The following is a 25,132-nucleotide window of genomic DNA, read 5'->3' on the forward strand; positions in this document are numbered from 1 at the left end:
AATTATGGCTTATGAAGCAAGTTTAATAGAAAAAAAATGGCAAAAAATTTGGGATGAAAATGAATATTTTGAGCCAAAAGATAACTTAAATTTGCCTAAAAAATATATTTTATCAATGTTTCCTTATCCTAGTGGACGTATTCATATGGGTCATGTAAGAAATTATACTATAGGAGATGCTTTAGCAAGGTATTATCGCAAAATAGGATTTAATGTTTTACATCCCATAGGTTTTGACAGCTTTGGTATGCCCGCTGAAAATGCAGCTATTAAGCATAAAATTCACCCAAAATCATGGACTTATGAAAATATTGCTTATATGAAAAATGAGCTTTTTTCTTTAGGTTTTTCTTTTTCAAAAAGAAGAATGCTTGCAACTTCAGATCCACTTTATACAAGATTCGAGCAAGAATTTTTTATCAAAATGTTTGAAAAAGGTTTGATTTACACTAAAGAAGCCAATGTAAATTGGTGTGAGCAAGATCAAACTGTTTTGGCTAATGAACAAGTTGAAGATGGGAAATGTTGGCGTTGTGGTCATGAAGTAGTGCAAAAAAAAATGCCAGGTTATTATGTAAAAATCACTGCTTATGCTGAAGAACTTTTAAAAGATTTAGAAAGACTAAAAGATAAATGGCCTAATCAAGTTTTAACTATGCAAGAAAATTGGATTGGTAAAAGCGAAGGTTTGGAATTTTCTTTAAATTTAGACGAAGAAAGCAAACAAAAAACCAAAGAAAGTTCTTTAGAAGTTTTTACTACAAGAGCAGATACAATTTATGGAGTTTCGTATATCGCTTTAGCTCCAGAACATAAGATTGTTCAAAATTTGCTTTTGCAAAATTTATTAAATCAAGATGTATTAAATAAAATCAAAGCTATTCAAAATCAAAGCCCAAGAGAAAGACAAAGTTCTGAAAAAGAAGGTTATTTTTTAGGAATTTATGCCATTCATCCTTTAAGCGGAGAAAAAATTCCTTTATGGGTAGCTAATTTTGTTTTAGCTGATTATGGTAGTGGAGCGGTTATGGCTGTTCCAGCTCATGATGAAAGAGATTTTGAATTTGCGACAAAATATAATCTTGCCATCAAACAAGTCATTCAAACTCAAGAAACTTTACCTTATACACAAAAATTAGGAAAGTTAATCTGTAGTCAAGAATTTAATGGACTTGATTGCAATGAAGCAAGATTAAAAATTATTTCTCAGTTTGAAGCTAATAAGATTGGAAAAAGAGTTATAAATTTCAAAATTCGAGATTGGGGTGTTTCGCGTCAAAGATATTGGGGTGCACCTATTCCTATGATCAAATGTCAAAGCTGTGGTATAGTACCTCAAAAATTAGAAAATCTTCCAATTACCTTACCTGAAGATGTGCAAATTACAGGTGAGGGTAATCCACTTGATAAACATCCAACTTGGAAAAATTGTATCTGTCCAAAATGTGGCAAAGAGGCTCAAAAAGAAAGTGATACTTTAGATACTTTTTTTGAAAGTTCTTGGTATTTTGCACGTTTTGCAAGTGATGAGAAAACTTGGCAGGAAAAAGCTTTAGATGAAAAAAGTGTAAATTACTGGATGAGTGTGGATCAATATATAGGTGGTATTGAACATGCAATCTTACATTTACTTTATGCAAGATTTTTCCAAAAAGCTTTAAGAGATTTGGGTTATTTAACACAAAATGAACCTTTTGATAGACTTTTAACTCAGGGTATGGTGTTAAAAGATGGTGCTAAAATGTCAAAATCAAAAGGCAATGTTGTAGATCCTGATGAGATTATAGAAAAATATGGTGCTGATACTGCAAGACTTTTTATACTTTTTGCTGCGCCTCCAGCTAAAGAGCTTGAATGGAATGATGATGCAGTTGAAGGAGCTTATAGGTTTATTTGTAAACTTTATGATAGAGCGCAAAATGTAAAAAAAGGTGAGCTTTTAGAATTAAAACAAGAGAATTTAAATAAAGAAGAAAAATACGCAAGATTAAAAGTATATGAAGCTTTGAAAAAATCTGAAGAAGTTTATCATCAAAGTTTTGCTTTCAATACTTTGATTGCAGCTTGCATGGAAGCTTTAAATGCACTAGCACTTTGCAAAAATGAAGCTTTAAAACAAGAAGCATTTTATATTATTTTAAATATTTTGGAGCCTATTATCCCTCATACTTGTTTTGAACTTAGCAAAGAACTCTTTGATTGTAAAAATTTTAAAAAATTAGAACTTAAAGAAGAGGTTTTTATAAAAGATAGTTTAAATTTAGCTGTAAGTATTAATGGGAAAAAAAGGGCTGAATTTGAAGTTTTAAGTAGCGCAAGCAAAGAAGAAGTTTTAGCACTTGCGAAAAAAAATACTGCAAAATGGCTTGAAGGTAAAAGCATAGTTAAAGAAATTTATGTGGAAGGAAAGCTAGTTAATCTAGTGATTAAATGAAAAAAATTTTAATTTTTTGTATAGGTTTATTTTTAGGTGCTTGTGGGTATATTCCTACATCAAAAATTGCTAATAATATTTTCGATGAGAAAGTTTATGTTAATGTTGAATTAAGTCAACAAGACCCAAAAAATAGTATCTATGTTGCCGATACTTTAAAAGAAATGGTAATTTCAAAATTAGGGCGTAAACTTGCTTTAAAACACGAGGCAGATGATGTAATTAATGTTAAAATGAATAATTTAGAATTTATTCCTTTGGCTTATGATAAAAACGGCTATGTCATTAGTTATAAAGCTAAGTTAAATTTAGATTTTAATGTTGTTTTTAAAGATGGTTCAAGTCAGGTTTTTAGTACAAGCGGAAGTTATAATTTTGAAATTTCTCCAAATAGCATTATTAGTGATTCTGCAAGGTATGAGGCTATTCGAGCAGCTTCAAGCGAGGCATTTGATGAGTTTATTTCTGTAATTGCTATTAAAGGGCAAAAACGTGATTCCAAATACTAATGAAATAGCAAAGCAAACTTTAATTGCATTAAAAGAAAGAAAACTAAAACCAACTCCTGAAAATTATACGGAAATTTTTGAAGAATTATCTTTAAAATATGGTATTACAAGCTCAAATAAAGCTAAACTTGACAAATACAAAGCCTTGCTTTTACCGATTTATCAACAAGAATTAAATTCTAAAACTATAAGAAGTTTAGAAGAACTAATTAGTTTTTTAATTTCTGTTTTAAACAGACAAAGCGGAAAACAATTTAGCGAATTTTTTGATTTTTTATATACTATATCTAAAGCTTTGCAAATAAGTAAGGATAAAAAGATAAGAGATTTGGCTAAGGTGACTTCGATTAGAATTTCTAAAACTATGGATAGTGAAAGTATTTACTTGCTTACTAAAAAATGGAAAGAGCTTGAAAGAAATTACGATGAGAATGACTTAGAAGAACAAGCTCGTAAATATGGCATTAGCAAATATGATGATTATGATAGCGTGATTAAAAAACTCTTAGTTAAACTTGAAGAGCGTAGTTATGAGCACTTTAGTGAATTATTATGCTTGGGTTTAAATCCTTCATTGGTAGAAGATTTAAAAATTCAAGGTTTTATACAAAATTTAACACAAAAGCCTTTTGCAATAGGCGAAGAAAATTTTAAAAACGAACTAATGGAATTTATAAATCATCGTATAATGGTTGATAATATGTATGTCCAAAAAAATTTAAATTTTTTTAATGATAATCTAAAAAAAATCTATGAATTGCTTGTCTTGCTTAATAAATCGAATGAAAAAAATATGGATTTTATCAATACCTTAAAGCCAGATGAAAATGGGGAAGTAAAACTTAGTTTTGAGGATTTAAAACTAAAATTTAAACAACTTGGAGAAAAAATTACATCTTTAAATAATCAAATTGAATTCACGCAAAGCTTAGAGGAGAGAGAGGCTTGGAGTGTTCTTAAAGAACTTGATAAAATGGATGAAAATTTTAATAAGTATAAAGTTAATTATTCTTTAGCTTTATTTTCTATAGTAAATTACCGCTTCATTATGGAAAAATACGGTATGGGAAGTTTGAATGAAATTTTTGTTCGATTTAAAAAAATTTTAAAAGATTCTTGTAGTGAATTTGATGAACTGTGGATGATAGATGAAAAGAGTTATTTGATTGTTTCGCCAGGAAAAAGCAAAGATGAGATTGCACAGCTTGTAAATACAAACCTTAAAACTATAGAAAATTTTAGATTTATTTATAAGCAAGATATTATAACTCCTAAAATTCACGTGGCTTATCTTGATAAGCAAAGTAAGCCAAGTATTAATATTTTAGATGAGTTAATAAAGCAAATTGCAGCGGTTAATGAACAATATAATGAAAGTTGAGAATTTTTTAGCTCAAAAAAGTATAAATTACGATAAAATTGATCGTTTTTTGATGTTTAGAATGTATGAAAAATATAAGAAATATTTTAAAAATATTCCCATAATCCAACTTATAGGCACAAATGGTAAAGGTAGTACAGGTAGATATTTAACCCAACTTTTAGAAAATTTAAATTATAAAATGGGGCATTATACTAGCCCGCATATTTTTAGTTTTAATGAAAGATTTTATCTTGATGGTAAGATTGCAAATGATGAGGAATTAGAACAAGCTCATATAAGACTTGAAGAAATTTTTAAACAGGACTTGCAAAAATTAAGTTATTTTGAATATGCTACTTTTTTAGCCATGATTTTATTTCAAAAATGCGATTTCATTGTTTTAGAAGCAGGAGTGGGTGGAGAATATGATGCTACTTCTGTTTTTGAAAGAAGAATGAATATTTTTACAAGAATAGGATTTGATCATATGCAAATTTTAGGCAATTCTTTAGAAGATATTGCAAGAACCAAGCTTAAAATTATGGCACCTATAGCACTTATAAGCGATGAGCAAGAGCAAAATGTTTTAAATTTAGCAAAAAAAATTGCTTTTTTAAAAAAAGCTGATTTGCAAATTTCTTCCTTAAATCCTTTTTTGAAAGAAAATTTTGAGATTTATTGTAAAAAGTTTGTTTTACCTTGTTTTTTAAAGCATAATTTAAAGCTTGCATTAAAGGCTTGTGAAATTTTAACCTCGCAAGAAAAAACCTTAGAAGCTTTAAAAAAGTTACAAGAGTTAAATTTACAAGGAAGATGCCAAGAAATTTCTCCAAATTTTTTTGTTGATGTGGGTCATAATCCCATGGCTGCTAAGGCTATGCTTGATAAATTCCAAGGAGAAAAAATAAATCTTATTTATAATGCTTATTTGGATAAGGATAATTTTGAAATTTTAAATACATTAAAGCCTATTATTGATACAATACAAATATATAAATACAAAAGTGCGGAACGAAAGCTGGCTGATGATGAAATTTATAGTATTGCATCAAAGCTAGGTATACAATGCAAAGAATTTGTAAGATTAGAAGAAAATAAAAAAAATCTAGTTTTTGGTTCTTTTGTACTGGTAGAAAATTTTTTAAAGGAGTGGTGTGGTAAAAAATAAATTCACTATTACCATTACAGATATTAACGGTTCAAGACATTTTTATTTAAATCAAATCATTAAAAAAATAGTTTTTTATACTATTGCTTTTATTGCTTTATTTTTAGTTTTTAGTGGTTTTTATATCAAATATCTCGATAGCAAACTTAGTGATATCAGTGAAAAGCGTGAGGAGCTTTTGAAAAAAAGCAAAGAATTGGAATTATCTAATTCACAAATGCAAAAAAGCATAGAAGAAAAAACTCAGCAGTATGCAGCTATAGAAGATAAAATAGCTTCTTTTGAAGAGGCTTTGGGCTTAGAAGCAGAAAATAATCTTACAATTAGCGCAAGACTTGATAATCTTCAGCTTACCAATGAGCAGCAACTTGGAATTTTGGGACAAATTCCCAATGGATGGCCTATTGAAAATAAAGGTATTACAGGAAATTTTGGCTGGAGAGAGCATCCGCTTTTAAAAAGAAGGGAATTTCATCCTGGTATTGATTTAAGAGCAGAAATTGGTACTCCTATTTACGCACCAGCAAGTGGAGTAGTGGAATTTTCAGGTTATAGCGATAATGGCTATGGTTATAATGTAATTTTATTGCATAATTTTGGTTTTAAAACAGTATTTGCTCATATGATGCGCAAAGAAGTAGTCAAAGCAGGCCAATTTGTTAATAAAGGGCAGTTGATAGGTTATAGTGGTAACACTGGTCTTTCTACGGGGCCGCATTTGCATTATGAGGTAAGGTTTATTAATAAAACTTTAGAACCTTTGTATTTTTTAAATTTGCAAAGAAAAAATATGAATGATTTTTTTAATCAAGAAAGGAGAGTTCCATGGCAATCTTTAATAAAGGCGGTATCAGCCCAACATCCAGCTCTAGTTCAGAAACAACAGTAATTTCTTCAGGTGCTAGAATTGAGGGTAAATTTTATTTTGCTTCTATGCTTCATGTTGATGGAGAGTTAAGTGGTATTATTCATTCTGAAAGTATTGTAGTTATTGGAAAAAATGGAAATTTAAAAGGTGAATTGCAAGCAGATAAAATTGTAGTAAATGGGTATTTTGAAGGACAGCTTGAGGCTAATAGTTTAGAAATTTTAGCAGGCGGAGTTGTTAATGGCGATATTTCAACGCAAAAAATTTCTATAGAAAATGGCGGTCGCTTTAATGGAACTAGTAAAATTAAAGAAGATACTATCAAACTTATTGAAAATAACAACGAAGAATAATGCAAGCTTCATTTTATGAATACTTACAAAATCCAAAAATTTGTGAACTTTTACTTTGTAAAGATGAAAAACAAGCAGATTTACTTGCTCAAGTTTCACGATTTAAGGGGTTAAAAACCTTTGTTTTACCTGATTTTAGAGCACAGTTTGGAGATGATTTAAGGGCTTTTTCTAAAGAACTTTTTGATCTTTGTAAGATTTTAAATGCTTATCATAAAGAAGAAGAAAAAAAAATCCTTATTTCTCCTTTAAATACTGTTTTAAAAAAACTTCCTTCAAAAAAACATTTACAAAATTATCGTATCGATAAAAAACAAAATTTTGATTTGAAATGCTTTGAAGATGAAATTTCAAGATTGGGGTACGAATTTGTAGATATAGTTCAGGATAAAGGTGAAATTTCAATTCGTGCAGATATTATTGATATTTTTTGTATCAATGAAGAAAATCCTATTAGAGTTTTGCTTTTTGGTGAAGAGATTGAAAGTATAAGATATTTTGATTTGCAAAGTCAAAAATCTATTCCCAATGAATTAAGTCATTTTGAAATTTGTCCTTTTTTAAAATATTTTGATAAAGAAAGTTATAAAATTTTCAAAGAAAAATTAGAGGTTTTTCAAAGTGATGCTTTAATTCATGATATCAATTCTTTAGGATTTTGGTGTATTGATGATTTTTTTGATTATTTAGAACTTGATTTTTTAGCTTGCGAAAAATTTGATATTAACGAGTATGAAAAAGATATAAATTTTATAAATACAAAAATTTTACCTCAAGCTAAAAAATTTAAACAATTGCAAAGTTCTTATAATAAAGATTTTTTTGAATTTCATAAAAATAAAAAAATCACACTTTTAGCTAAAAACGAAGCCTTATTTAAAGCTTTAGATCTTGAAGATACTCAAAATATCCATTTTATAAAAAGTGATTTAAGACTTAATTTTATTAGTCCTGAAGAATTAATCATTTCTTTAAATCAAAAAGAAAAACAAAAGATAAGAAAAAAAGCTAGTTTGATTATAGATGAGCTTAAAAATGGGGATTATATAGTACACGAAGATTACGGAGTGGGCAAATTTTTAGGTCTTGAGATGATAGTGATAAGCGGGGCAAAAAAAGAGTTTGTTGCTATAGAGTATCAAAATTCTGATAAGCTTTTGTTGCCAGTGGAAAATCTTTATTTGATTGATAAATATTTGGGCGTGAGTGGATCTATTCCAAGTTTAGATAAACTAGGTAAAACAACTTTTATTAAGCTTAAAGAAAAATTAAAAAGTAAGCTTTTAGCTATCGCTTCGCAAATTATTATTATAGCTGCTAAAAGATCTTTAGTGAAAGCAAAAAAGATTGAAGTGGATCTAAGCAAGCAGACTAATTTTATGGCAAATGCAGGTTTTGTTTATACAAGCGATCAAGATAAGGCTTGTTATGAAATTTTAAAAGATTTTCAAAGTGGAAAAGTCATGGATAGACTTTTAAGTGGTGATGTGGGCTTTGGTAAAACTGAAGTGGCTATGAATGCCATTTATCCCGTGATTGAAAGCGGATTTTGCGCATTTTTATTTGCGCCCACAACTTTGCTTTCTCACCAGCATTATAAAACCTTAAAAAAGCGTTTTGATCCTTTTGATATAAAAGTTTTTAAACTCGATCGTTTTACAAGTAGCGCTGAAAAAAAACAAGTTTTACAAAATTTAAAAGAAAATAAAGCTTGTGTGGTTGTAGGAACTCATGCACTTTTAAACGTAGAATGTGAAAATTTAGCTCTTGTTATTATTGATGAGGAACATAAATTTGGAGTAAAACAAAAAGAAAAGCTTAAAGAAATCACTCAAAATTCACATATTTTATCTATGTCAGCTACTCCTATACCAAGAAGTTTAAATCAAGCTTTAAGTTCTATAAAATCTTATAGTGTTTTGCAAACTCCACCAGAAGATAGAATGGATGTAAGAACCTTTGTTAAAGAAAACGATGATGCGCTTTTAAAAGAAGCTATAGCAAGAGAGTTAAGACGTGGAGGGCAAATTTTTTATATTCATAATCATATTGCAAGTATAGAGCAGTGTAGAAAGCATTTATTAGAGCTTTTTTCTACTTTACGCATTTTAATTTTACATTCTAAAATTGATGCTAAGGTACAAGAAGAAGAAATGTTAAAATTTGAAAATAAAGAATATGATTTACTTTTAAGCACTTCTATCGTAGAAAGTGGGATTAATTTACCTAATGCAAATACCATTATAGTAGAAAAAAGTGATCGTTTTGGTATGGCAGATTTACACCAATTACGCGGGCGTGTGGGGAGAAGTGATAAGCAAGGTTATTGTTATTTTTTAATTGAAGATAAAAATGCTATTACAAAAGATGCTCTAAAGCGTCTTGTTTCTTTGGAAAGTAATTCTTTTTTAGGCGCAGGTTCTGTTCTAGCTTATCATGATCTTGAAATTCGTGGTGGTGGAAATTTATTAGGCGTGGATCAAAGTGGACATATCGAGCAAATTGGATATAGTTTATATCTTAAAATGTTAGAAGATGAACTTAATGCTTTAAGTAAAAATGAAGTGGATCAAAAAGAAAATAAACTTGATTTAAAACTCAATGTTAATGCCTTTTTAAACAGCGAACTTATCAGCGAAGATCGGCTAAGATTAGAACTTTATAGAAGACTTAGCAAGTGTGAGCAAGTTCATGAGGTTTATGAGATTGAGGGTGAAATTGAAGATCGCTTTGGAAAACTTGACGTTTATACTAAGCAATTTTTATCTTTGATTGTTATTAAAATTTTAGCTTTAAATAAATTTAAAAGTATTAGCAATTATGAGCAAAATATTCAATTTACTGCTTTAAATGATGAAAAAGAACTCATCAAAGCAAAAAGCAAAGACGATGATGATATTTTAGAGGCAATTTTAACGCATTTAAGAAAGGCTTAAAATGGATTGGAATAAAACTTATGCGGCAATTTATAGAGCAAGAAAAGACTATTTAAAGCCTGTTTTTGAAATCGATCCTATTGCTTTAAAAGATTTAGTAGGTATGGAAAGTCAAAAAAAAGCGCTTTATGAAAATACTTTAAATTTCATTCAAGACAAAGAGGCAAATCACGCGCTTTTATGGGGATCTAAGGGCACTGGAAAATCAAGTTTAATCAAGGCTATATTTAATGAATTTAAAGATCAGGGCTTAAGACTTATCGAATTAAATAAAGAAGATTTATTTGTCTTAGCAGATATCATCGATGAAATCAGATTAGAAAATTTTAAATTTATACTTTTTTGCGATGATTTTTCTTTTGAGAAGGGAGATGATAGTTATAAATTTTTAAAACCTTTACTTGAGGGAAGCATAGAAAAAGCCCCAAATAACGTAATTATTTATGCGAGTTCAAATCGTAACATTTATTAAGTGAAAGTATCGCTGATAATCTTGATACGCAAATTGCACATATAGAACTTCATTTAAGCGATGCTGCTGAAGAAAGATTAAGTTTGAGTGATAGATTTGGTTTGTGGTTAAGTTTTTATCAGGGAAATTTAGAAGAGTATTTAAAGATGATAGATTTTTATTTTAAAGATTATTCTTGTGATAAAGAGCTTTTACACGCTAAAGCTAAAGAATTTGCTACTTTAAGAGCAAGCAGAAGTGGTCGTACTGCAAAGCAATTTTATTTAGCTTTTAAGGAGAATTTTAAATGACTGGAGCACAAATTTTTATTAAGCTTTTAAATTTGGATTTAAATTATCATGATTTTGATTGGCTTGAAAATAAAGGATTGAGTGAATTTGAGCTTTTAATTTCTGTGATTTTAACTCAAAATACAAATTGGAAAAATGTCTTAAAAGCTTTAGAAAATTTAAAAAAGGAAAATATTGCAAGTTTAGAACAAATCAATACTTTATCCAATTTAGAACTTGCAAATTTAATTAAGCCTAGCGGATTTTATAATACCAAAGCCAAGCGTTTAAAAGGCTTAGCAGAAAGTATCATAAACACTTATGAAAATTTAAAAAATTTTAAAACAAATGTAAATAGAGAATGGCTTTTAAATATTAAGGGCTTAGGTTTTGAAAGTGTTGATGCGATATTAAATTATCTTTGCAAAAGAGAAATTTTGGTTGTAGATAATTATAGTTTGCGTTTGGCTTTTTACTTAGGTTATGAGTTTGAAAATTATGAAGAATTAAGAGAATTTTTTCAAAGTGGCATAGAGAGTGAGCAAGAAAATTTGTGTAAAATTTTAGGAAAAAAATGTGAACTTTACGAACTTTATCAAAATTTTCACGCTTTGATTGTAGCTTTTGCAAAACAGAGTTTTAAAGGACAAAAATTAAGCCCTAAGGGTGAAGAATGGATCAAAATTTTAAAGGAAGATTTATGAAAGCAAAAGGAAGCGAACTTATACCTGTTTTAACTATAGCAGGGAGTGATTGTAGTGGCGGAGCAGGGATACAAGCCGATCTTAAAACCTTTAGTGCACACAATCTTTTTGGTATGAGTGTGGTTTTAAGTGTGGTAGCTGAAAATACCGCAAGGGTGATTTCTGTATACGATATACCTACTCAAAGCGTTGACGAGCAAATGCTTGCCGTGTTTGAAGATATAGTGCCAAAGGCAACTAAAATCGGAATGATAGGATCTTGTGAATTAATGGACTGTGTAGCTAAAAATTTAAGCGAGTTTAAACCTCAAAATGTAGTAATTGATCCTGTAATGTTTGCTAAAAATGGTTATGCTTTAATGCCACAAGAAAATTGTGATTTTTTCAAACAAACTATAGTAAAATTTGCAGACATTCTTACGCCTAATATTCCTGAAGCAGAGTTTTTATGCGGTTTTAAGATCGCTAATGAAGAGCAGATGATAAAAGCAGCTAAGCATTTATGCAGCTTGGGGGCTAAGGCAGTTTTACTTAAAGGCGGACATAGTGAAAGAAATGCAAATGATATACTTTTTGATGGTGAAGATATTCATATTTTAAAAGGCGAACGTATAGAAACTAAAAATACTCATGGTACAGGTTGTACGCTTTCTTCTGCTATAGCTAGTAATTTAGCTAAAGGCAAGGATTTGTTTCATGCTGTTAGTGAAGCTAAAGAATATGTAAGAAATGCTATTTATTATTCACTCAATCTTGGAAAAGGCTGTGGTCCTACAAATCATTTTTTTAAGTTTTTAGATGAAAAATAAATTAGATCTTAGTCTTTATCTAGTTGCCACTAAGGGAAATAAAAGCGAGGAGTGTTTTTTAAATACTTTAGAAAATGCTATAAAAGGCGGAGTAAGTATCATACAACTTCGTGAAAAAGATCTTAATGCAAGAGAATTTTATAAACTAGGTTTAAAGGTGCAAAAACTTTGCAAGGCTTATAAAATACCTTTTTTGATTAATGATAGAGTGGACATAGCTTTAGCCTTAAATGCTGATGGGGTGCATTTAGGGCAGGAAGATTTAGAAGTAAAGATAGCTAGAAAGCTTTTAGGAGATGAAAAAATTATAGGCTTAAGTCTTAAAAAGCTAGAACAACTTGAGTTTATACAAGGAGCAAATTACTTAGGTTGTGGAGCTATTAAGGCAACACCTACTAAAGAAAGTTCGCTTTTAAGCCTTGATATTTTAGCTCAAATTTGTGATAAAAGTCCTATAGGAGTTGTAGCCATAGGAGGGGTTGATAAAGAAGTGCTTGATGAATTAAGAGGTATAAATTTAAGCGGCGTGGCTGTGGTTAGGGCGATCATGGATGCTAAAGATACTTTTTTGGCAGCTAAAGAGCTAAAGTGTAAAATCTATGAAAATTTACCTCTTAAATGAAATTCCTTTTGAAGGGGTGGAAAATCTTATTTTAAATGAGATTGTTTTTTATGATTTTAGTGTGGATTTGAGTTTATATGATGCTTTAATCTGCACTTCAAAAAATGCTTTAAAAGCTTTACAACATGCAAAAATCATTTTAAATTTTAAACTTAATTTATACACTGTGGGACAAAGTACAGCTCAATATGCTAAAGATTTAGGTTTTAAAAAGGTTAAATTTCCATCAAAGGCTTATGGAAAAGATCTTTTTCTTGAATTTAAAGAGGAGTTAAAAACGCAAAAATGTTTGTATTTAAGAGCTAAGAATATTGTTTCAACTTTAAATTTGGATCTTAAAAATACAGGTGTGGATTTAGATGAAATTATTGTTTATGAAAATATTTTTAAAAAAGGTGACAAAAAACTTACTCATCCTGCTATTTTTATATTTACTTCTCCTTTAAGTGTAGAAAATTTTTTAAAATTTTATAGCTTAAAAGAAGAAGATAAGGTTGTAGTTATAGGGCAAAGCACAGCAAAGAAGTTTTTAAATTTTAAAAATCTTTATATATGTGAAAATCAAAGTCTTTTAGAGTGTGTTAAGCTCGCCAAGACTTTGGTTTAATTTTTTAAATTCCAAAAATTTTCTTTGGGATGAATAATAATGCTTTTTGTGAGTAAAATTTCATCATTGACGTTTTTATCACGATTTAAAGCAATACTAATGTGGGCTATAATAACACCATCTTTGTTTAAATTTGCATCGGGATTGAAGTTAGAAAATTTAAAATTAACATATTGTGCAATAGGATAAAAATATTTTATTTTAATCAAAGCTTTTGTGTAATTAAAATATATATCATCTAAACATTCTTTATTTTCTTGCTTTGCTTGGTATAAAAAATATTTAGAAAATTGTGTTGCATTGTGACTTAAAATTTGAGCTTGAAGGTAGTAATAACTATCTTGGATTATTTTTGGAGTATAGCTGGATATGTTTAAGGTTAAACTCATCCATAGACTTATTAGTAGTATTAAAAAAATTGTCCAAATTAAAACATAAGCTTTTTTCATAGTAAAATTCTTTTTTCAAGACAATATTTTGTTTGTCTTTTTAGACAAATTTTTAATTTATCGTTTTGCAGGTTAAATAAGCTTATGTTTTTAGAAATTAATCCTTGTTGGCTTAATTGTTCATTAAATTTTGGCTTTATTTTATATACAAGTTCTTCATTTTGCAATTTGATAACTAATTGAGCTTGCAAAGGAATAAAACTACCTGTAAAATTTGCAGATATACCATTTTCCAAGATGGATATTTTTTCAATCTTATTAATTTTATAAGCATAGCCAATATGCTCATTGTCATTATATAAATCTTTTCTATTTTGGAGTTGTGTTTTAAAATCAGAATGAGGTGAATAAAGTGTATGATTATTTTCTAAAATAAGAGCAGAATTAATAAGATAAAGTTTATTATCTTTTAGGCTAATTAACTCATCTTTTAAAAGACATTTTAATGTGTTTTGTGAAAATGTAATATTAATACAATTTTGTATTAAGTTTTCTATTTTAAGCAAGTTTAAATGTACTTGAGTGATAAGATTATTTGTATGTAAAGCAGTGAAATTTAAATGATAAAAATCTATTAAAGGTTTTGAAAGTAAGCTAGTTATAAAAGTAAAAAGTATTAGTGATACTATAAGTTCAAAAAGTGTAAAAGCTTTGCTCATTCTTTAAAATAAACGCTATAATTTTGATCTTGAAAGTATAATTTTTGAAATTGAAATATACCATCATTAACAAACTGTTCTTGTAAAACTATAGGTTTTAAGGCTGAAGTTTGAAGTATGATGGTTTTAAAAATAGGCTTTTCATATAATTCTTCTTGAAGTTTATAGAGTCTTTCAAAAATATTTAAATTTTCATAGTTTTTGTAAAGTTGAGTATAGTAATAAAAAATGCCAATGAAAATTAAAGATATGACCATTATAGCACTAATGCTTTCTATAAGTATGAAAGCCTTTTTTCATTTAGCACTGCTAGCATTTATGGCTTCAAAAAAACTTCCACGAATTCCTTTTTGTTCGAGTATTTTTATGCCTTTTATTGTAACTCCGCTAGGAGAGCAAATATTTTCTTTGATAATAGCTGGATGTTCATGTTCTAGTAAAGCACTAGAGCTTTTAAATAAAGAGCGCGTAAGATTAAGACTAAGTTCTTTTGACAAACCTTCATGAACTCCAGCATTAGCAATACTTTCTGCTATAAGTGCTAAAAAAGCAGGAGCGCAGCCGCTAATCGCCATAGCTGCATTCATTTGTATTTCATTATCTAATTTATAAGCCGAGCCAAAAGTTTTTAAAATGTCTAAAATTTCATTTTCAAAACGAGAGTTTTTAAGTATATATGGTGTGGTTGAAGCCTTGTATTTAGCTGCTGTATTGGGCATTATTCTAACATAATTTTGAGCTTTGATGGTTTGTAGTTTTTCAAAATCAACATTGGCTAAAACAGAGATTAAGATACGTGCTTGCCCTTTTAGCATTTGAGCAATATTTTCTAAAGCATAGGGTTTAAATGCTAAAATAACATCTTTACCTTCTATGTTAAAATCTTTGTAAAGTAAGGTTTTAAAGCCTTCTTTGGTGAGGGCTTGAAGTTTTTCTATACTTCTTCCTACTATACAAATTTCATAATCATCTTTTAATCCATAGGCTAAGGCTGTTGCCATAGCTCCATTTGCAAGTATATAGAGCATTATTTTTTAATATAATTAGCAATTTGATCAGCTTGAAAAAAGTCCGGATAATTAACTGTATCTAGTATCACTTGTACCATAGTATTATTATCAAGATTAATGACTACTGGGGCTAAAAAATTCACTGTAGATTCTTCAATACTTTTTGCTATGGCTACTATATTAAAAATTTTCATATTAGATTCAGGTGTTAAAGAAAGAAGCTCTTGATAATAAGTTGGTATATCAAATTCATAATCAGGTCTAATCAAATAAGGATTAATTAAAACAAAAGAAAAGTCTTTACCATCAAGACTTTTAAGTCTTACAAATACTTCATCAATAGTTGAAAATTCCATATTTTTGGTTTCTTCAAAACCTAAGATAGGGCATTTAACAGCTAGGGTCATGTTTTCTCCTCAAGTTATAATGTTTAATATTTTAACATAAAATAAGCAATAATCATTCCAAAATTTTAAATTATTTAATTAATTTTATTATAATTTTAGAAGAACATAATTATAAAATCGTTAGAATATAGATTTTTGAGAATATAAATCAAGGTGAAGTATGAAAAAAGGTATTTTTTTATTGGTTTTTTTAAGTGTTTTTTTTAATGCGTGTAGTACGAAAAATGATGAAGGTTTATACAATCTTAGTGCTAGTGAGTGGTATAAGCAAATTATTAAAGATTTACAGGACAAGGATTTGGAAAAAGCTGATGATCATTATAATGGTATGGCAAGTGAGCACGTTGCCGATCCTTTATTGGAAACTACTTTAATTATTCTAGCACAAGCACATATGGATGAAGAAGAATATAAGTTAGCTGAATTTTATTTAGATGAATATAATAAAAAATTTGGAAATTCACGCAATGCTGATTATATTCGTTATCTTAAAATTAAAGCAAAATTCGATGCATTTGCAGTGCCAAATCGTAATCAGGCTTTAATGCTTGAAAGCCAAAAAGAAATAGATACTTTTTTAAAAGATTATCCTTATACAGAATATGAACCTTTGGTTCAAACAATGCTTACAAAATTTAATTTAGCGGTTTTTTATCTTAATAGTACTATAGAAAATCTATACCAGCGTATAGGACATGATGAAAGTGCGCAAATTTATAAACAAAGGCTTCAAGAAAGTGAATTTTATCAGCAAAGTATTATCAAACCTGAGCTTCCTTGGTATAGAAGTATATTTGAAAGATTTTAATAAACAAGGAAAATAAATGCAGATTGAAGAGATACAAAATTATCCAGCAAATTTACCAGTATTGGTTGAAGATGAATTATTTTTATATCCTTTTATGATAACTCCTATTTTTATTAACGATTTATCCAATATGAAAGCTTTAGATCTTGCGATTAAAAATGATAGTATGCTTTTTGTTGCGCCTTCAAAGTTGGAAAATGGAAGAAATTTTGATGAAATTTATAATTGTGGAGTGATTGGGACTATCATGCGAAAAGTTCCTTTACCTGATGGAAGGGTGAAAATACTTTTTCAAGGATATGCTAAGGGTAAAATTATAGAGCAAATTTCTAATAAACCTTTAGAAGCCAAGATAGAACTTATAAAAGAAGACTTTTTAGAAGGAACTAAAAAAGAAGCGCTTCTTGAAGTTTTAAAAGAGAAGGTAAAAAATTTGGCAAATATTAGTCATTATTTTTCTCCGGATCTTTTAAGAACAATTGAAGAAGGTTTTGATGCGTCTAGGATTTGTGATTTGATTTTAAATACTGTGCGTATTAAAAAACAAGTTGCTTATGAGTTTTTTGTTTTAACAGATCTTGAGCAAAAATTAGTAAAATTAATAGATTTAATTGCCCAAGAAATAGAAGCCAATAAAATTCAAAAAGAAATTAAAAATAAAGTACATTCTCGTATTGATAAGGTAAATAAAGAATATTTTTTAAAAGAACAATTAAGACAAATTCAAAAAGAGCTTGGTTCTGACACACAAAAAGAAGATGAGGTTAGAGAGTATCAAAAGCGTCTGGAGTTAAAGAAGAAATTTATGCACGAAGACGCTTATAAAGAAATCAAAAAACAAATTGAAAAATTCGAACGCATTCATCAAGATAATTCCGAAGCATCAATGATTCAAACTTACATAGAAACAGCATTAGATATTCCTTTTGAAAAAATTTCTAAGAAAAAACTTGATATTAAAGAAGTTTCAAAACAGCTCAACCATGATCATTATGCATTAAATAAACCAAAAGAACGCATAGAAGAATATTTTGCAGTTAGGGAACTTTTAGAAAAAAGAAAAATAGCAGAAAAAGATGGTGCTAAAGTTATACTTTGTCTTTATGGACCTCCTGGCGTGGGTAAAACTTCACTGGCAAATTCTGTTTCAAAAGCTTTAAAAAGAGAGCTTATTCGCATAGCCTTAGGCGGACTTGAAGATGTTAATGAGCTACGTGGTCATCGTAGAACTTATATAGGCGCTATGCCTGGACGTATTACCCAAGGACTCATAGAGGCAAAACAAATTAATCCTGTAATTGTATTGGATGAAATTGATAAATTAAATCGCAGTTTTAGAGGCGATCCAAGTGCGGTGCTTTTAGAAATTTTAGATCCAGAGCAAAATTCTAAATTTAGGGATTATTATTTAAATTTTAATATTGATTTAAGTAAAGTCATTTTTATAGCAACGGCAAATGATATTAGCAATATTCCTGCACCTTTAAGAGATAGAATGGAATTTATAGAACTTAGCTCTTATACTCCAAGTGAAAAATTTCATATAATGAAAAAATATTTAATTCCAGATGAGCTTAAAAAACATGGCTTAAAATCCAATGAATTATCTATTGATGATGAAACTATAGAGTTAATCATTAGTGATTATACTCGTGAATCAGGAGTTAGAAATTTGCGTCGCAAAGTGGCAGAGTTGTGTCGTAAGAGTGCTAAAAAACTACTTTTAGAAAATATTAAAAAAGTCATTATTAATACAAAAAATTTGAATGAATTTTTAGATAAAAAAGTTTTTGAAATAGAAAAAAATAATGGAGAAAATCAAGTAGGTCAGGTTAATGGTTTGGCTTGGACAAGTGTAGGTGGAGATGTTTTAAAAGTAGAGGCTGTAAAAATTAAAGGTAAAGGAGAATTAACGCTCACGGGAAGTTTGGGTGATGTAATGAAAGAATCAGCTAGAATTGCTTTTAGCATGATAAAAGTTTTAATTGATGAAGGAAAAATAAAAATACCTAAAAAAATAATTATTGATCCTAAAGTTAATGTTTATGATAGTTATAATATTCATATACATGTGCCAGATGGAGCTACTCCAAAAGATGGTCCAAGTGCAGGTATTACGATAAGCACAGCTATTGCTTCTATTTTTAGTGATAAAAAGGTTAAAGCAGATGTTGCAATGACAGGTGAAATAGATTTAAAAGGAAAAGTTTTACCAATAGGTGGATTAAAAGAAAAATTAATTGCAGCTTATAAAGCAGATATAAAAACAGCTTTAATCCCAAGAAAAAATTACGAAAGGGATTTAAAAGATATTCCTAGTGAGGTTAGAGATAATATGGAAATCATTGCTGTTGATACTTTTAGTGATGTTTTAGAATATGCTTTGGTTTAATTTTATTTTGAGAATAAATGTATAAGAAAGCAAACTTTTTACAAGTTTGCTTTTAAAAGATTATAGTCCTTCAAAAGGATTATTGATTACTTCTTTTCTATCCACTATATAAGGGATAAGAGCTACATGTCTTGCACGTTTGATTGCAACTTCTACCATTTCTTGGTATTTTTTGCTTGTACCTGTTAAACGGCGTGGCATGATTTTAAATCTTTCAGATAAAGCATGTTTTAACATTGCTGTATCTTTATAATCAATAAATTCAACTTTTGCTTCAGTGTATTTGCAATATTTGCGAGAGTATTTTCTTTTTTCTGCCATAGTTTATCCTTTAAAATGGTAAATTAGTATCATCGCTATCATAAGCATCGATATCAATTTCTTTTAATTTTTCTTCGTGTTGTGGGTTTTGGTTTCTTTGTGGAGCAGGGTTTGCTTTTGCTTTATTAAAATTTTGATTTTCACTCATATAAGGATCATAGCTTTGATTTTCATAGTTTCCACTATAATTGTTGTTTGAAAAGCTATTATTGCCAAAATTTCCGCCTTGTTGTGGAGTATTGGAATTGCCAAGCATTTCCATATTTTCAACTTGAATGCTATGTTTAGATCGATTTTGTCCATTTTGATCACTCCATTGTTCAAATCTCAAACGTCCTTCTATGAGTACTTTTGAACCTTTTGCAAGGTATTGGTTTGCAACTTCTGCGGTGCGACCATAAAAGCTTATATCAATAAAGCAAGTTTCTTCTCTTTTTTCTCCATTTGTGGTAAATCTTCTTGTTACCGCTATAGCAGAAGCTCCAATAGCAGTACCGCTTTGTGCATAACGCATTTCTATATCACGTGTAAGATTTCCAACCAAAACAACTTTGTTAAACATTTTTTTCCTTATTGAATTTCAGGAGCATCTAAAGGTTTGATTTCTTTTTTAGATTGCTTAACCCCGTGGCTTAGTTTTTCCCAAGCTGCAATTTCTTTTTTATTTTCATATTTTACGATTAAAAATCTTATTACTTCCTCAGTGATTCTTAACACCCTTTCAAGCTCAGCGATCAAGTTTGTAGGAGCTTTGAAATAAATCACAAAATAAGTTCCTCTTTCGTATTTTTTAATTTTATATGCTAGTTTTCTAGCGCCCATTGGAACAACAGTTTCAATTTCTGCACCATTTTTGGTTAGGACTTCTTTAACGAATTCCAACTTCGCATTCACTTCCTCTTCGGTAAGTGTTGGTTTTAAGATAAATAAAACCTCATAATGTTTCATCTTTTCTCCTTGTGGATTTAAAGCCCATTTTCATGAGCAAGGATTTTGCATAAAGCAAGACTAAATTATATCAAAATATACTTAATTTATACTTCAATGAGTGTTGTAACTTTTCGTAATTACCTGTTTATAATTTAAAGGTGAAATTTTAACCTTTTATCTTAATCCGTGATATAATTAATTTAAGTTGTAAATTACATTTAGATTAAGGAGAGTGGTATGAATAGTGCAAAACCTATTCGTTGGTTTACTTTTATTGTTTTAGTTATTGGTGGGGGGGGGACTGTTTTTAAACTTTCTTCTTTATAAAGATGCTTTTTATGTACCTATGCAAGAATTTATGAATCTTAGCAATACGCAGATTGGACTTGCTCTTTCGGTTTATGGCATAGTGCAAACTATTGGGAATTTTGCATCAATTTATATAGCGGATAGATTTTCTAAAAAAATACTTATTCCATTTTCTTTAATTTGTGTAGGTTTGGTTGGATTTTATATTTCAACTTTCCCTTCTTTATTATGGCATTTTAATTGCTTGGGGTTTGCTTTCTTTGTTTGGAGAGGTGATTTATTGGCCTGTTTTGCTTAAAGCTATTCGTTTGCTTGGTGATTCTACTCAACAAGGAAGGCTTTTTGGATTTTTAGAAGCAGGCAGAGGTGTTATTGATACTATAGTTGCTTTTAGTGCTTTGGGAATTTTTCTACTTTTAGGTTCTGGTGCAGGTGGGCTTAAAGCTGCTATATTATTTTATAGTGCTTGTGTTATTATTGCAGGTATTTTAGCATATTTTTTACTTGAAGATGATAAAATCAATACCCAAGATGAACAAGGGAATGAAATCAGTAAAAATAAAGTTGCTTGGAATGGAGTGATTAAGGCTGTTAAAACTCCTGAAATTTGGGTAGTATCTTTAACTATCTTTACTATTTATTCTGTATATTGTGGTTTAACTTATTTTATTCCATTTTTAAAAGATATTTATGGAATGCCTGTAGCTTTAGTGGGTGCTTATGGGATTATTAATCAATATACTTTAAAGTTGGTAGGTGGTCCAATTGGAGGATATTTGGCGGATAAAACTTTTAAATCTTCAACAAAATATTTACGCTTTGCTTTGCTTTTAGCAACTTTGGCAATATTAATTTTTATTTTTATGCCTCATGAAAAATTAAATATTTATTTTGGAATGAGTTTAACCTTAGGTTTTGCTGCTCTTGTTTTTACAATGCGTGCGACATTTTTTGCTCCTGTGGATGAAATAGAAATACCAAGAGAAATTAGTGGAGCTGCTATGAGTATAGCTTGTATTTTTGGATATTCCCCACAACTTTTTTGCTTTGCATTTTATGGTTTTATTATTGATCGCTTTAAAGGTTTATTAGGCTATCAGTTTGTTTTTGCTCTAATGGGAATTTTTGCAATTTGTGGTGTAGTTATAACTACTATTTTGCTTAAGATGATAGCTAAGAAAAAAATATTATTGAAGGAGTAATATAATGAAAATAGGTTTAGAAACAGAAAGTATGCATCTTTGGTTTCAAAATGGTAGGATGGATATTTTCTTATATCGATTTTGCTAAGGATTTAGGGTGTGAGGGTGTGATTATAAATATCATTAAAGACTTTGGTTTAGATGAAGAATGGGGATACTTAGGAAGCGATGACGAAAATCATCTTAAAAAAATTAAAGCCAAATTGGATGAATACAATATGTATTGTGAGATTGACTCTAAGGGTTTTAATAGGGATAAATTTGAAAAAATTGCTCAAGTAGCTCATGTTTTAGAGGCCAAGATTATACGCTCTTATGTGCCTTTAACCGATAAAAATAAACAGGCTAAAAATGCTAGTGATGGGGCTTATGATGATTCTAAAATCACTGCTAAATTTAATAAAGAAGATTTTTTAATGGAAGCTAAAGAGATTAAGACTTTAATACCGCTTTTAGAACGCTATGATTTGAAATTAGCTATAGAAAATCATGAATATCAAACTTCTGAGGAATTGCTTGATTTGTTAAAATTGATTGATCATCCTAGGATAGGATTTTTATATGATTTTGGAAATTCTATGATGGCTTATGAAGACCCTATAAAAGCTTGTGAAAATATGGCTAAATATACTTTTAGTACCCATTGTAAGGATCATATTGTTTTTGTTGAAGATGGTACAGAATATGTTTGTGGTGTTCCTTTAGGGGAAGGAAATTTAGATATTAAAACTTGTATTGAAATTCTTAAAAAAGAAGGGCTTGATCGTATTAATATAGAGCAATGTTATCCTTATTGTGCGACTTTTAAAAGAGAAAAAGGTACAGGTGGAGTAAAAGAGCTAGGTAAAGGATCTTTTAAGATAGAAAAACCTTTGTTTAAAGATTTAAAAGCCATGCAGTATTATTATCCTCAAGAAGTATCTCAAGAATGCTTAGAGAGGCTTTTAAAACTTCAAAAAGAAGGCTGTGAAAAAAGTGTAGAATATTTAAAAAGTATTATTTAGATAAAATTTGGAATAAATTTTGTTTAATATTTTCAAGCATAGCAAAACGTTTTTTATACATGGAGCGTTTTTGCGAAGGGATTTCTTCTAGGTTTTTTTGCGAGTGGTGGAGTTTGTAGTATTTGTGTTTATCGATTTTTATTAATTCTCCGCCATTTTCTAGCCAAATTTTTTGATAATCTACAAAATAGCCTTTTTCTTTTCCTTTTTGAGAACGGATTTGATTTTTTTCATGTACGCCTAAAGTAGCTTGAAGTTGTAAAATTTCACAAAGCATCTTAGAGCATTCTACAAGTAAAGCAACAGGACGCAAACCATAGCATTTTTTAGTTAAAATTTTATTAATTTCTAAAATATTAAAATCTTTGTATTTATATCCTTGTATACAAGAAAGTAGAAGATTATTTTCTAAAGTAAAGCAAAAATTACATTGTGAGATAGTGTACTTTTTAAATTTTAAAGAAAAAGCCCAAAAACCTTCTTCGTAAACATTATGGTTATATCCTAAAGAAAGCTCAAAATCTTCATCAAAAGAAAAAATCATTTGTTCTTCGGGAAGAAATTTAAAACAAGTAAGTCCCTTATCAACATCATAAATAAGTGTTTTAACGCGTTCATTTGCTTTAAAACTTTTATCGCAAAATCTCCTTGTAGCATTGTAGCAAGCATAAGGTCTTTGAGAGAAAAAGTCTTTTAAATGTTTATTTTTTTCTTCATTAAGTGTTTTTTCTAGAAATCTTACTTGAGGAAAATATAAAATTTTTCTTGCTTGAAAACGCAAATAGCGCCAAAAGATGATACTTTTTCTTCTATCAGTAAAATTTGGAATAGGGTAGGAAAATTTTTTATTCACCTATAATCCTTGATATATCATTATAAGTTGCAAAGAGCATTAAACTTAAAAGTATTGCCATACCTGTATAACTTAAATATTCAAAAGCACGCTGTGGAACTTTACGTCTAAAAATCATTTCATAAATATTAAAAAGTATATGTCCTCCATCAAGCATAGGAATAGGCAAAAGATTTAGAATGCCTAAATTTATAGAAATTAAAGCAGTGATAAATAAAAGTAAGGTAAAGCTATTTTGTGCAGCCTTTGAAGTGATTTCAGTCATAGTGATAATACCGCCTAAATTTTTTGCTTCAACTTCACCACTTATGAGTTTTACTATACCCTTGATGATGAGTGTAGAAGCTTGAAAACTTTCTTGTGTGGCATATTTAAAACTTTCTAAACCTTGATGTTTTACAAGAGTGCTTGTACCATTTGGACTGACTCCAAGTTGAGGTTTTTCAATGATTTGCCCAAAGTCATTATATCCTTGTCCTATTTTTGGAGTTAGGATAAATTCTAATTTTTTTCCTTCTCTATTGATCAATATTTTCAAAGGCTCTAAACTCAAATGCTTTGAAATTTCATCAAAGCTTTGAATTCTTATACCGTTAATTTCTAAGATAGTATCATTTTTTTGAAGTCCTATGTCTTGTGCAGCGGAGTTTGGAGCTATGTTTCCTATTTGTGGAGCAAGTTTTTCTAAGCCTAAATTTCCTATGATAATATAAAGAAAAAAAGCTAAAATCAGATTAAAAAATGGTCCAGCAAAAAGAATATAAATCTTTTTTAAAGGACTTAAAATACTATAGCTATCTTTGTCTAGATTTTCAAAACCAGGACGCATATCATCTTGTCCTTTAAGTTTAACATATCCTCCAAGTGGCAAAGCACTTAAGCGATAGTTCGTGCCTTTAAATTCACGTTCTATAAGACTTTTTCCAAATCCTATGCTAAAGACTTCAACTTTTACACCTAAAGATCTTGCAGCTAAAAAATGTCCTAATTCGTGAAAGAAAATTAAAAATGAGATGACTAAAACAGTTGCTAAAAATTCAATAGAATAAAATTTAACTCCCAAAATCAAAATAACAATTAAAAATAATAAAGATCTCATTTTTCTCCTTTTTTTTGAGCTTTTATATAAGTATAGATGTATTCAAATCCAGAATAAAGAGTTAAAATCAAAGCTATGTAAAGTAGAATTTCTCCGCCTATCCACTCCATGATTAAAAATCCTATTGCAGTCATTTGAAATGCGGTTTTAAGTTTTCCAGCAAAAGAAGCACTAACATCTAAATTTTCACTTATCATTACAACGCGAAAACCTGTAATGAAAAATTCTCTTACTAAAATAATATAAATTGCCCATTCATTAGCTTTTCCTGTAAGTAAAAGCCCTAAAAAAGCTGCTAAAACAAGCATTTTATCAGCTAATGGATCTAAGATTCCACCCAGTTTTGTAGTTTGTTTCCAAGTTCTTGCGATGTATCCATCAAAAAAATCACTTAAAGCCGCTAATGAAAAAGTTAAGGCAGCGAAATAGTTAATCCAACTTTGATGAATATTTTCAAAATGATGAATTAATAAAAAAAATAGCAAAGGTGCTAAAACCATTCTAAAAATCGCTAAGATATTGGGTAAATTCATAACAAGCCTTGTGAAATTAAATGTAAAATTATAATCAAAATT

The 25,132-nt window shown here is 29.2% G+C and carries 25 protein-coding genes and 2 pseudogenes; 16 read left to right on the forward strand and 11 right to left on the reverse strand.

Annotation, left to right across the window (positions count from 1 at the left end; genetic code table 11):
* The first annotated feature begins 4 nt into the window (after nt 1-4).
* The 12 genes and pseudogenes from leuS to hemD all read left to right on the forward strand — a co-directional run bounded on the left by leuS (nt 5) and on the right by hemD (nt 13,114).
* A complete protein-coding gene (leuS, locus tag ACOTU8_RS01290) occupies nt 5-2,434 on the forward strand; it encodes a leucine--tRNA ligase (RefSeq protein WP_422341448.1) in 2,430 nt (809 codons plus the stop codon).
* Nucleotides 2,431-2,943 (forward strand): LPS assembly lipoprotein LptE, encoded by a 513-nt coding sequence (lptE, locus tag ACOTU8_RS01295; RefSeq protein ID WP_422341449.1) that lies wholly within the window; start codon nt 2,431-2,433, stop codon nt 2,941-2,943. Before leuS ends, lptE begins: the two co-directional genes overlap by 4 nt.
* Nucleotides 2,927-4,324, forward strand: a complete 1,398-nt coding sequence (locus ACOTU8_RS01300; RefSeq protein ID WP_422341450.1) for a hypothetical protein — start codon at nt 2,927-2,929, stop codon at nt 4,322-4,324. The genes lptE and ACOTU8_RS01300 overlap by 17 nt, the downstream gene beginning before the upstream one ends.
* Nucleotides 4,290-5,474 (forward strand): folylpolyglutamate synthase/dihydrofolate synthase family protein, encoded by a 1,185-nt coding sequence (gene folC / locus ACOTU8_RS01305; protein WP_422341451.1) that lies wholly within the window; start codon nt 4,290-4,292, stop codon nt 5,472-5,474. Before ACOTU8_RS01300 ends, folC begins: the two co-directional genes overlap by 35 nt.
* Nucleotides 5,461-6,363, forward strand: a complete 903-nt coding sequence (locus ACOTU8_RS01310; RefSeq protein ID WP_422341452.1) for a M23 family metallopeptidase — start codon at nt 5,461-5,463, stop codon at nt 6,361-6,363. Before folC ends, ACOTU8_RS01310 begins: the two co-directional genes overlap by 14 nt.
* Nucleotides 6,300-6,695 (forward strand): bactofilin family protein, encoded by a 396-nt coding sequence (locus ACOTU8_RS01315; protein ID WP_002868630.1) that lies wholly within the window; start codon nt 6,300-6,302, stop codon nt 6,693-6,695. Before ACOTU8_RS01310 ends, ACOTU8_RS01315 begins: the two co-directional genes overlap by 64 nt.
* Nucleotides 6,695-9,631: a DEAD/DEAH box helicase gene (gene mfd / locus ACOTU8_RS01320; protein ID WP_422341453.1), complete on the forward strand. Its 2,937-nt coding sequence runs from the start codon at nt 6,695-6,697 to the stop codon at nt 9,629-9,631. Before ACOTU8_RS01315 ends, mfd begins: the two co-directional genes overlap by 1 nt.
* A 1-nt stretch (nt 9,632) precedes the next feature.
* A pseudogene (locus tag ACOTU8_RS01325) lies at nt 9,633-10,393 on the forward strand (ATP-binding protein).
* Nucleotides 10,390-11,076, forward strand: coding sequence for an endonuclease III domain-containing protein (locus ACOTU8_RS01330; protein WP_422341454.1), 687 nt, complete (start codon nt 10,390-10,392; stop codon nt 11,074-11,076). The pseudogene ACOTU8_RS01325 and the gene ACOTU8_RS01330 overlap by 4 nt, the downstream one beginning before the upstream one ends.
* Nucleotides 11,073-11,885 (forward strand): bifunctional hydroxymethylpyrimidine kinase/phosphomethylpyrimidine kinase, encoded by an 813-nt coding sequence (gene thiD / locus ACOTU8_RS01335; RefSeq protein ID WP_422341455.1) that lies wholly within the window; start codon nt 11,073-11,075, stop codon nt 11,883-11,885. The genes ACOTU8_RS01330 and thiD overlap by 4 nt, the downstream gene beginning before the upstream one ends.
* The gene (gene thiE, locus ACOTU8_RS01340; RefSeq protein WP_422341456.1) at nt 11,875-12,507 is read left to right on the forward strand and encodes a thiamine phosphate synthase; all 633 of its coding nucleotides are present in this window, start codon (nt 11,875-11,877) and stop codon (nt 12,505-12,507) included. The genes thiD and thiE overlap by 11 nt, the downstream gene beginning before the upstream one ends.
* Entirely contained in the window at nt 12,485-13,114 is a 630-nt protein-coding gene (hemD, locus tag ACOTU8_RS01345; protein WP_422341457.1) for a uroporphyrinogen-III synthase, read from the forward strand. The genes thiE and hemD overlap by 23 nt, the downstream gene beginning before the upstream one ends.
* Here hemD and ACOTU8_RS01350 read toward each other — a convergent pair.
* From ACOTU8_RS01350 to fliW, 5 genes are read right to left on the reverse strand one after another with little or no spacing between them, the layout of a single operon-like run.
* A complete protein-coding gene (locus ACOTU8_RS01350) occupies nt 13,111-13,563 on the reverse strand; it encodes a hypothetical protein (RefSeq protein WP_422341458.1) in 453 nt (150 codons plus the stop codon). The two genes, hemD and ACOTU8_RS01350, sit on opposite strands and share 4 nt — an antisense overlap.
* Nucleotides 13,560-14,222 (reverse strand): hypothetical protein, encoded by a 663-nt coding sequence (locus ACOTU8_RS01355; protein ID WP_422341459.1) that lies wholly within the window; start codon nt 14,220-14,222, stop codon nt 13,560-13,562. The genes ACOTU8_RS01350 and ACOTU8_RS01355 overlap by 4 nt, the downstream gene beginning before the upstream one ends.
* Nucleotides 14,219-14,479, reverse strand: a complete 261-nt coding sequence (locus tag ACOTU8_RS01360) for a hypothetical protein (protein WP_422341460.1) — start codon at nt 14,477-14,479, stop codon at nt 14,219-14,221. Before ACOTU8_RS01360 ends, ACOTU8_RS01355 begins: the two co-directional genes overlap by 4 nt.
* 39 nt (nt 14,480-14,518) lie before the next feature.
* Entirely contained in the window at nt 14,519-15,250 is a 732-nt protein-coding gene (gene proC / locus ACOTU8_RS01365) for a pyrroline-5-carboxylate reductase (protein WP_422341461.1), read from the reverse strand.
* Nucleotides 15,250-15,639, reverse strand: coding sequence for a flagellar assembly protein FliW (gene fliW, locus ACOTU8_RS01370; protein WP_002852982.1), 390 nt, complete (start codon nt 15,637-15,639; stop codon nt 15,250-15,252). The genes proC and fliW overlap by 1 nt, the downstream gene beginning before the upstream one ends.
* A gap of 160 nt (nt 15,640-15,799) precedes the next feature.
* Here fliW and bamD point away from each other — a divergent pair, with 160 nt between their 5' ends.
* The gene (gene bamD / locus ACOTU8_RS01375; RefSeq protein ID WP_002877748.1) at nt 15,800-16,447 is read left to right on the forward strand and encodes an outer membrane protein assembly factor BamD; all 648 of its coding nucleotides are present in this window, start codon (nt 15,800-15,802) and stop codon (nt 16,445-16,447) included.
* Nucleotides 16,448-16,463: 16 nt separating this feature from the next.
* On the forward strand, nt 16,464-18,839 hold the full coding sequence (lon, locus tag ACOTU8_RS01380) for an endopeptidase La (RefSeq protein ID WP_422341462.1): 2,376 nt from the start codon (nt 16,464-16,466) through the stop codon (nt 18,837-18,839).
* A gap of 60 nt (nt 18,840-18,899) precedes the next feature.
* Here lon and rpsR read toward each other — a convergent pair whose 3' ends face one another.
* The 3 genes from rpsR to rpsF are packed head-to-tail and all read right to left on the reverse strand — an operon-like array spanning nt 18,900 to nt 20,108.
* The gene (gene rpsR / locus ACOTU8_RS01385; protein WP_002853032.1) at nt 18,900-19,160 is read right to left on the reverse strand and encodes a 30S ribosomal protein S18; all 261 of its coding nucleotides are present in this window, start codon (nt 19,158-19,160) and stop codon (nt 18,900-18,902) included.
* Nucleotides 19,161-19,170: 10 nt separating this feature from the next.
* Nucleotides 19,171-19,722, reverse strand: a complete 552-nt coding sequence (ssb, locus tag ACOTU8_RS01390) for a single-stranded DNA-binding protein (protein ID WP_422341463.1) — start codon at nt 19,720-19,722, stop codon at nt 19,171-19,173.
* Nucleotides 19,723-19,730: 8 nt separating this feature from the next.
* On the reverse strand, nt 19,731-20,108 hold the full coding sequence (gene rpsF, locus ACOTU8_RS01395) for a 30S ribosomal protein S6 (RefSeq protein ID WP_422341464.1): 378 nt from the start codon (nt 20,106-20,108) through the stop codon (nt 19,731-19,733).
* A 219-nt stretch (nt 20,109-20,327) separates the two neighbouring features.
* Between rpsF and ACOTU8_RS01400 the strand changes: the two are divergent.
* Both ACOTU8_RS01400 and ACOTU8_RS01405 read left to right on the forward strand, forming a co-directional pair.
* Nucleotides 20,328-21,601 (forward strand): annotated as a pseudogene (locus ACOTU8_RS01400) (MFS transporter).
* 50 nt (nt 21,602-21,651) lie between these two features.
* Nucleotides 21,652-22,605, forward strand: a complete 954-nt coding sequence (locus tag ACOTU8_RS01405; protein WP_422341465.1) for a sugar phosphate isomerase/epimerase family protein — start codon at nt 21,652-21,654, stop codon at nt 22,603-22,605.
* On the opposite strand, the gene ACOTU8_RS01410 is transcribed toward ACOTU8_RS01405, so the two are convergent.
* From ACOTU8_RS01410 to pgsA, 3 genes are read right to left on the reverse strand one after another with little or no spacing between them, the layout of a single operon-like run.
* Nucleotides 22,598-23,458, reverse strand: a complete 861-nt coding sequence (locus tag ACOTU8_RS01410) for a VirK family antimicrobial peptide resistance protein (protein WP_422341466.1) — start codon at nt 23,456-23,458, stop codon at nt 22,598-22,600. The two genes, ACOTU8_RS01405 and ACOTU8_RS01410, sit on opposite strands and share 8 nt — an antisense overlap.
* The gene (rseP, locus tag ACOTU8_RS01415; protein WP_422341467.1) at nt 23,451-24,557 is read right to left on the reverse strand and encodes an RIP metalloprotease RseP; all 1,107 of its coding nucleotides are present in this window, start codon (nt 24,555-24,557) and stop codon (nt 23,451-23,453) included. Before rseP ends, ACOTU8_RS01410 begins: the two co-directional genes overlap by 8 nt.
* Entirely contained in the window at nt 24,554-25,090 is a 537-nt protein-coding gene (gene pgsA / locus ACOTU8_RS01420) for a CDP-diacylglycerol--glycerol-3-phosphate 3-phosphatidyltransferase (protein ID WP_422341468.1), read from the reverse strand. The genes rseP and pgsA overlap by 4 nt, the downstream gene beginning before the upstream one ends.
* Nucleotides 25,091-25,132: the final 42 nt, after the last annotated feature.

The organism is Campylobacter jejuni (assembly GCF_049221745.1).
Taxonomy (GTDB): Bacteria; Campylobacterota; Campylobacteria; order Campylobacterales; family Campylobacteraceae; genus Campylobacter_D; species Campylobacter_D jejuni_E.

What these genes read in the sequence shown, in the direction of transcription:
- ACOTU8_RS01315 (WP_002868630.1), top strand. Translation starts at nt 6,300, where the DNA reads ATGGCAATCTTTAATAAAGGCGGTATCAGCCCAACATCCAGCTCTAGT.
- mfd (WP_422341453.1), top strand. Translation starts at nt 6,695, where the DNA reads ATGCAAGCTTCATTTTATGAATACTTACAAAATCCAAAAATTTGTGAA.
- ACOTU8_RS01360 (WP_422341460.1), bottom strand. Translation starts at nt 14,479, where the DNA reads ATGGTCATATCTTTAATTTTCATTGGCATTTTTTATTACTATACTCAA.
- ACOTU8_RS01350 (WP_422341458.1), bottom strand. Translation starts at nt 13,563, where the DNA reads ATGAAAAAAGCTTATGTTTTAATTTGGACAATTTTTTTAATACTACTA.
- rpsF (WP_422341464.1), bottom strand. Translation starts at nt 20,108, where the DNA reads ATGAAACATTATGAGGTTTTATTTATCTTAAAACCAACACTTACCGAA.
- rpsR (WP_002853032.1), bottom strand. Translation starts at nt 19,160, where the DNA reads ATGGCAGAAAAAAGAAAATACTCTCGCAAATATTGCAAATACACTGAA.
- ssb (WP_422341463.1), bottom strand. Translation starts at nt 19,722, where the DNA reads ATGTTTAACAAAGTTGTTTTGGTTGGAAATCTTACACGTGATATAGAA.
- thiE (WP_422341456.1), top strand. Translation starts at nt 11,875, where the DNA reads ATGAAAAATAAATTAGATCTTAGTCTTTATCTAGTTGCCACTAAGGGA.
- hemD (WP_422341457.1), top strand. Translation starts at nt 12,485, where the DNA reads ATGAAAATTTACCTCTTAAATGAAATTCCTTTTGAAGGGGTGGAAAAT.
- lon (WP_422341462.1), top strand. Translation starts at nt 16,464, where the DNA reads ATGCAGATTGAAGAGATACAAAATTATCCAGCAAATTTACCAGTATTG.
- ACOTU8_RS01330 (WP_422341454.1), top strand. Translation starts at nt 10,390, where the DNA reads ATGACTGGAGCACAAATTTTTATTAAGCTTTTAAATTTGGATTTAAAT.
- proC (WP_422341461.1), bottom strand. Translation starts at nt 15,250, where the DNA reads ATGCTCTATATACTTGCAAATGGAGCTATGGCAACAGCCTTAGCCTAT.
- thiD (WP_422341455.1), top strand. Translation starts at nt 11,073, where the DNA reads ATGAAAGCAAAAGGAAGCGAACTTATACCTGTTTTAACTATAGCAGGG.
- pgsA (WP_422341468.1), bottom strand. Translation starts at nt 25,090, where the DNA reads ATGAATTTACCCAATATCTTAGCGATTTTTAGAATGGTTTTAGCACCT.
- rseP (WP_422341467.1), bottom strand. Translation starts at nt 24,557, where the DNA reads ATGAGATCTTTATTATTTTTAATTGTTATTTTGATTTTGGGAGTTAAA.
- ACOTU8_RS01405 (WP_422341465.1), top strand. Translation starts at nt 21,652, where the DNA reads ATGGTAGGATGGATATTTTCTTATATCGATTTTGCTAAGGATTTAGGG.
- leuS (WP_422341448.1), top strand. Translation starts at nt 5, where the DNA reads ATGGCTTATGAAGCAAGTTTAATAGAAAAAAAATGGCAAAAAATTTGG.
- bamD (WP_002877748.1), top strand. Translation starts at nt 15,800, where the DNA reads ATGAAAAAAGGTATTTTTTTATTGGTTTTTTTAAGTGTTTTTTTTAAT.
- lptE (WP_422341449.1), top strand. Translation starts at nt 2,431, where the DNA reads ATGAAAAAAATTTTAATTTTTTGTATAGGTTTATTTTTAGGTGCTTGT.
- ACOTU8_RS01355 (WP_422341459.1), bottom strand. Translation starts at nt 14,222, where the DNA reads ATGAGCAAAGCTTTTACACTTTTTGAACTTATAGTATCACTAATACTT.
- fliW (WP_002852982.1), bottom strand. Translation starts at nt 15,639, where the DNA reads ATGACCCTAGCTGTTAAATGCCCTATCTTAGGTTTTGAAGAAACCAAA.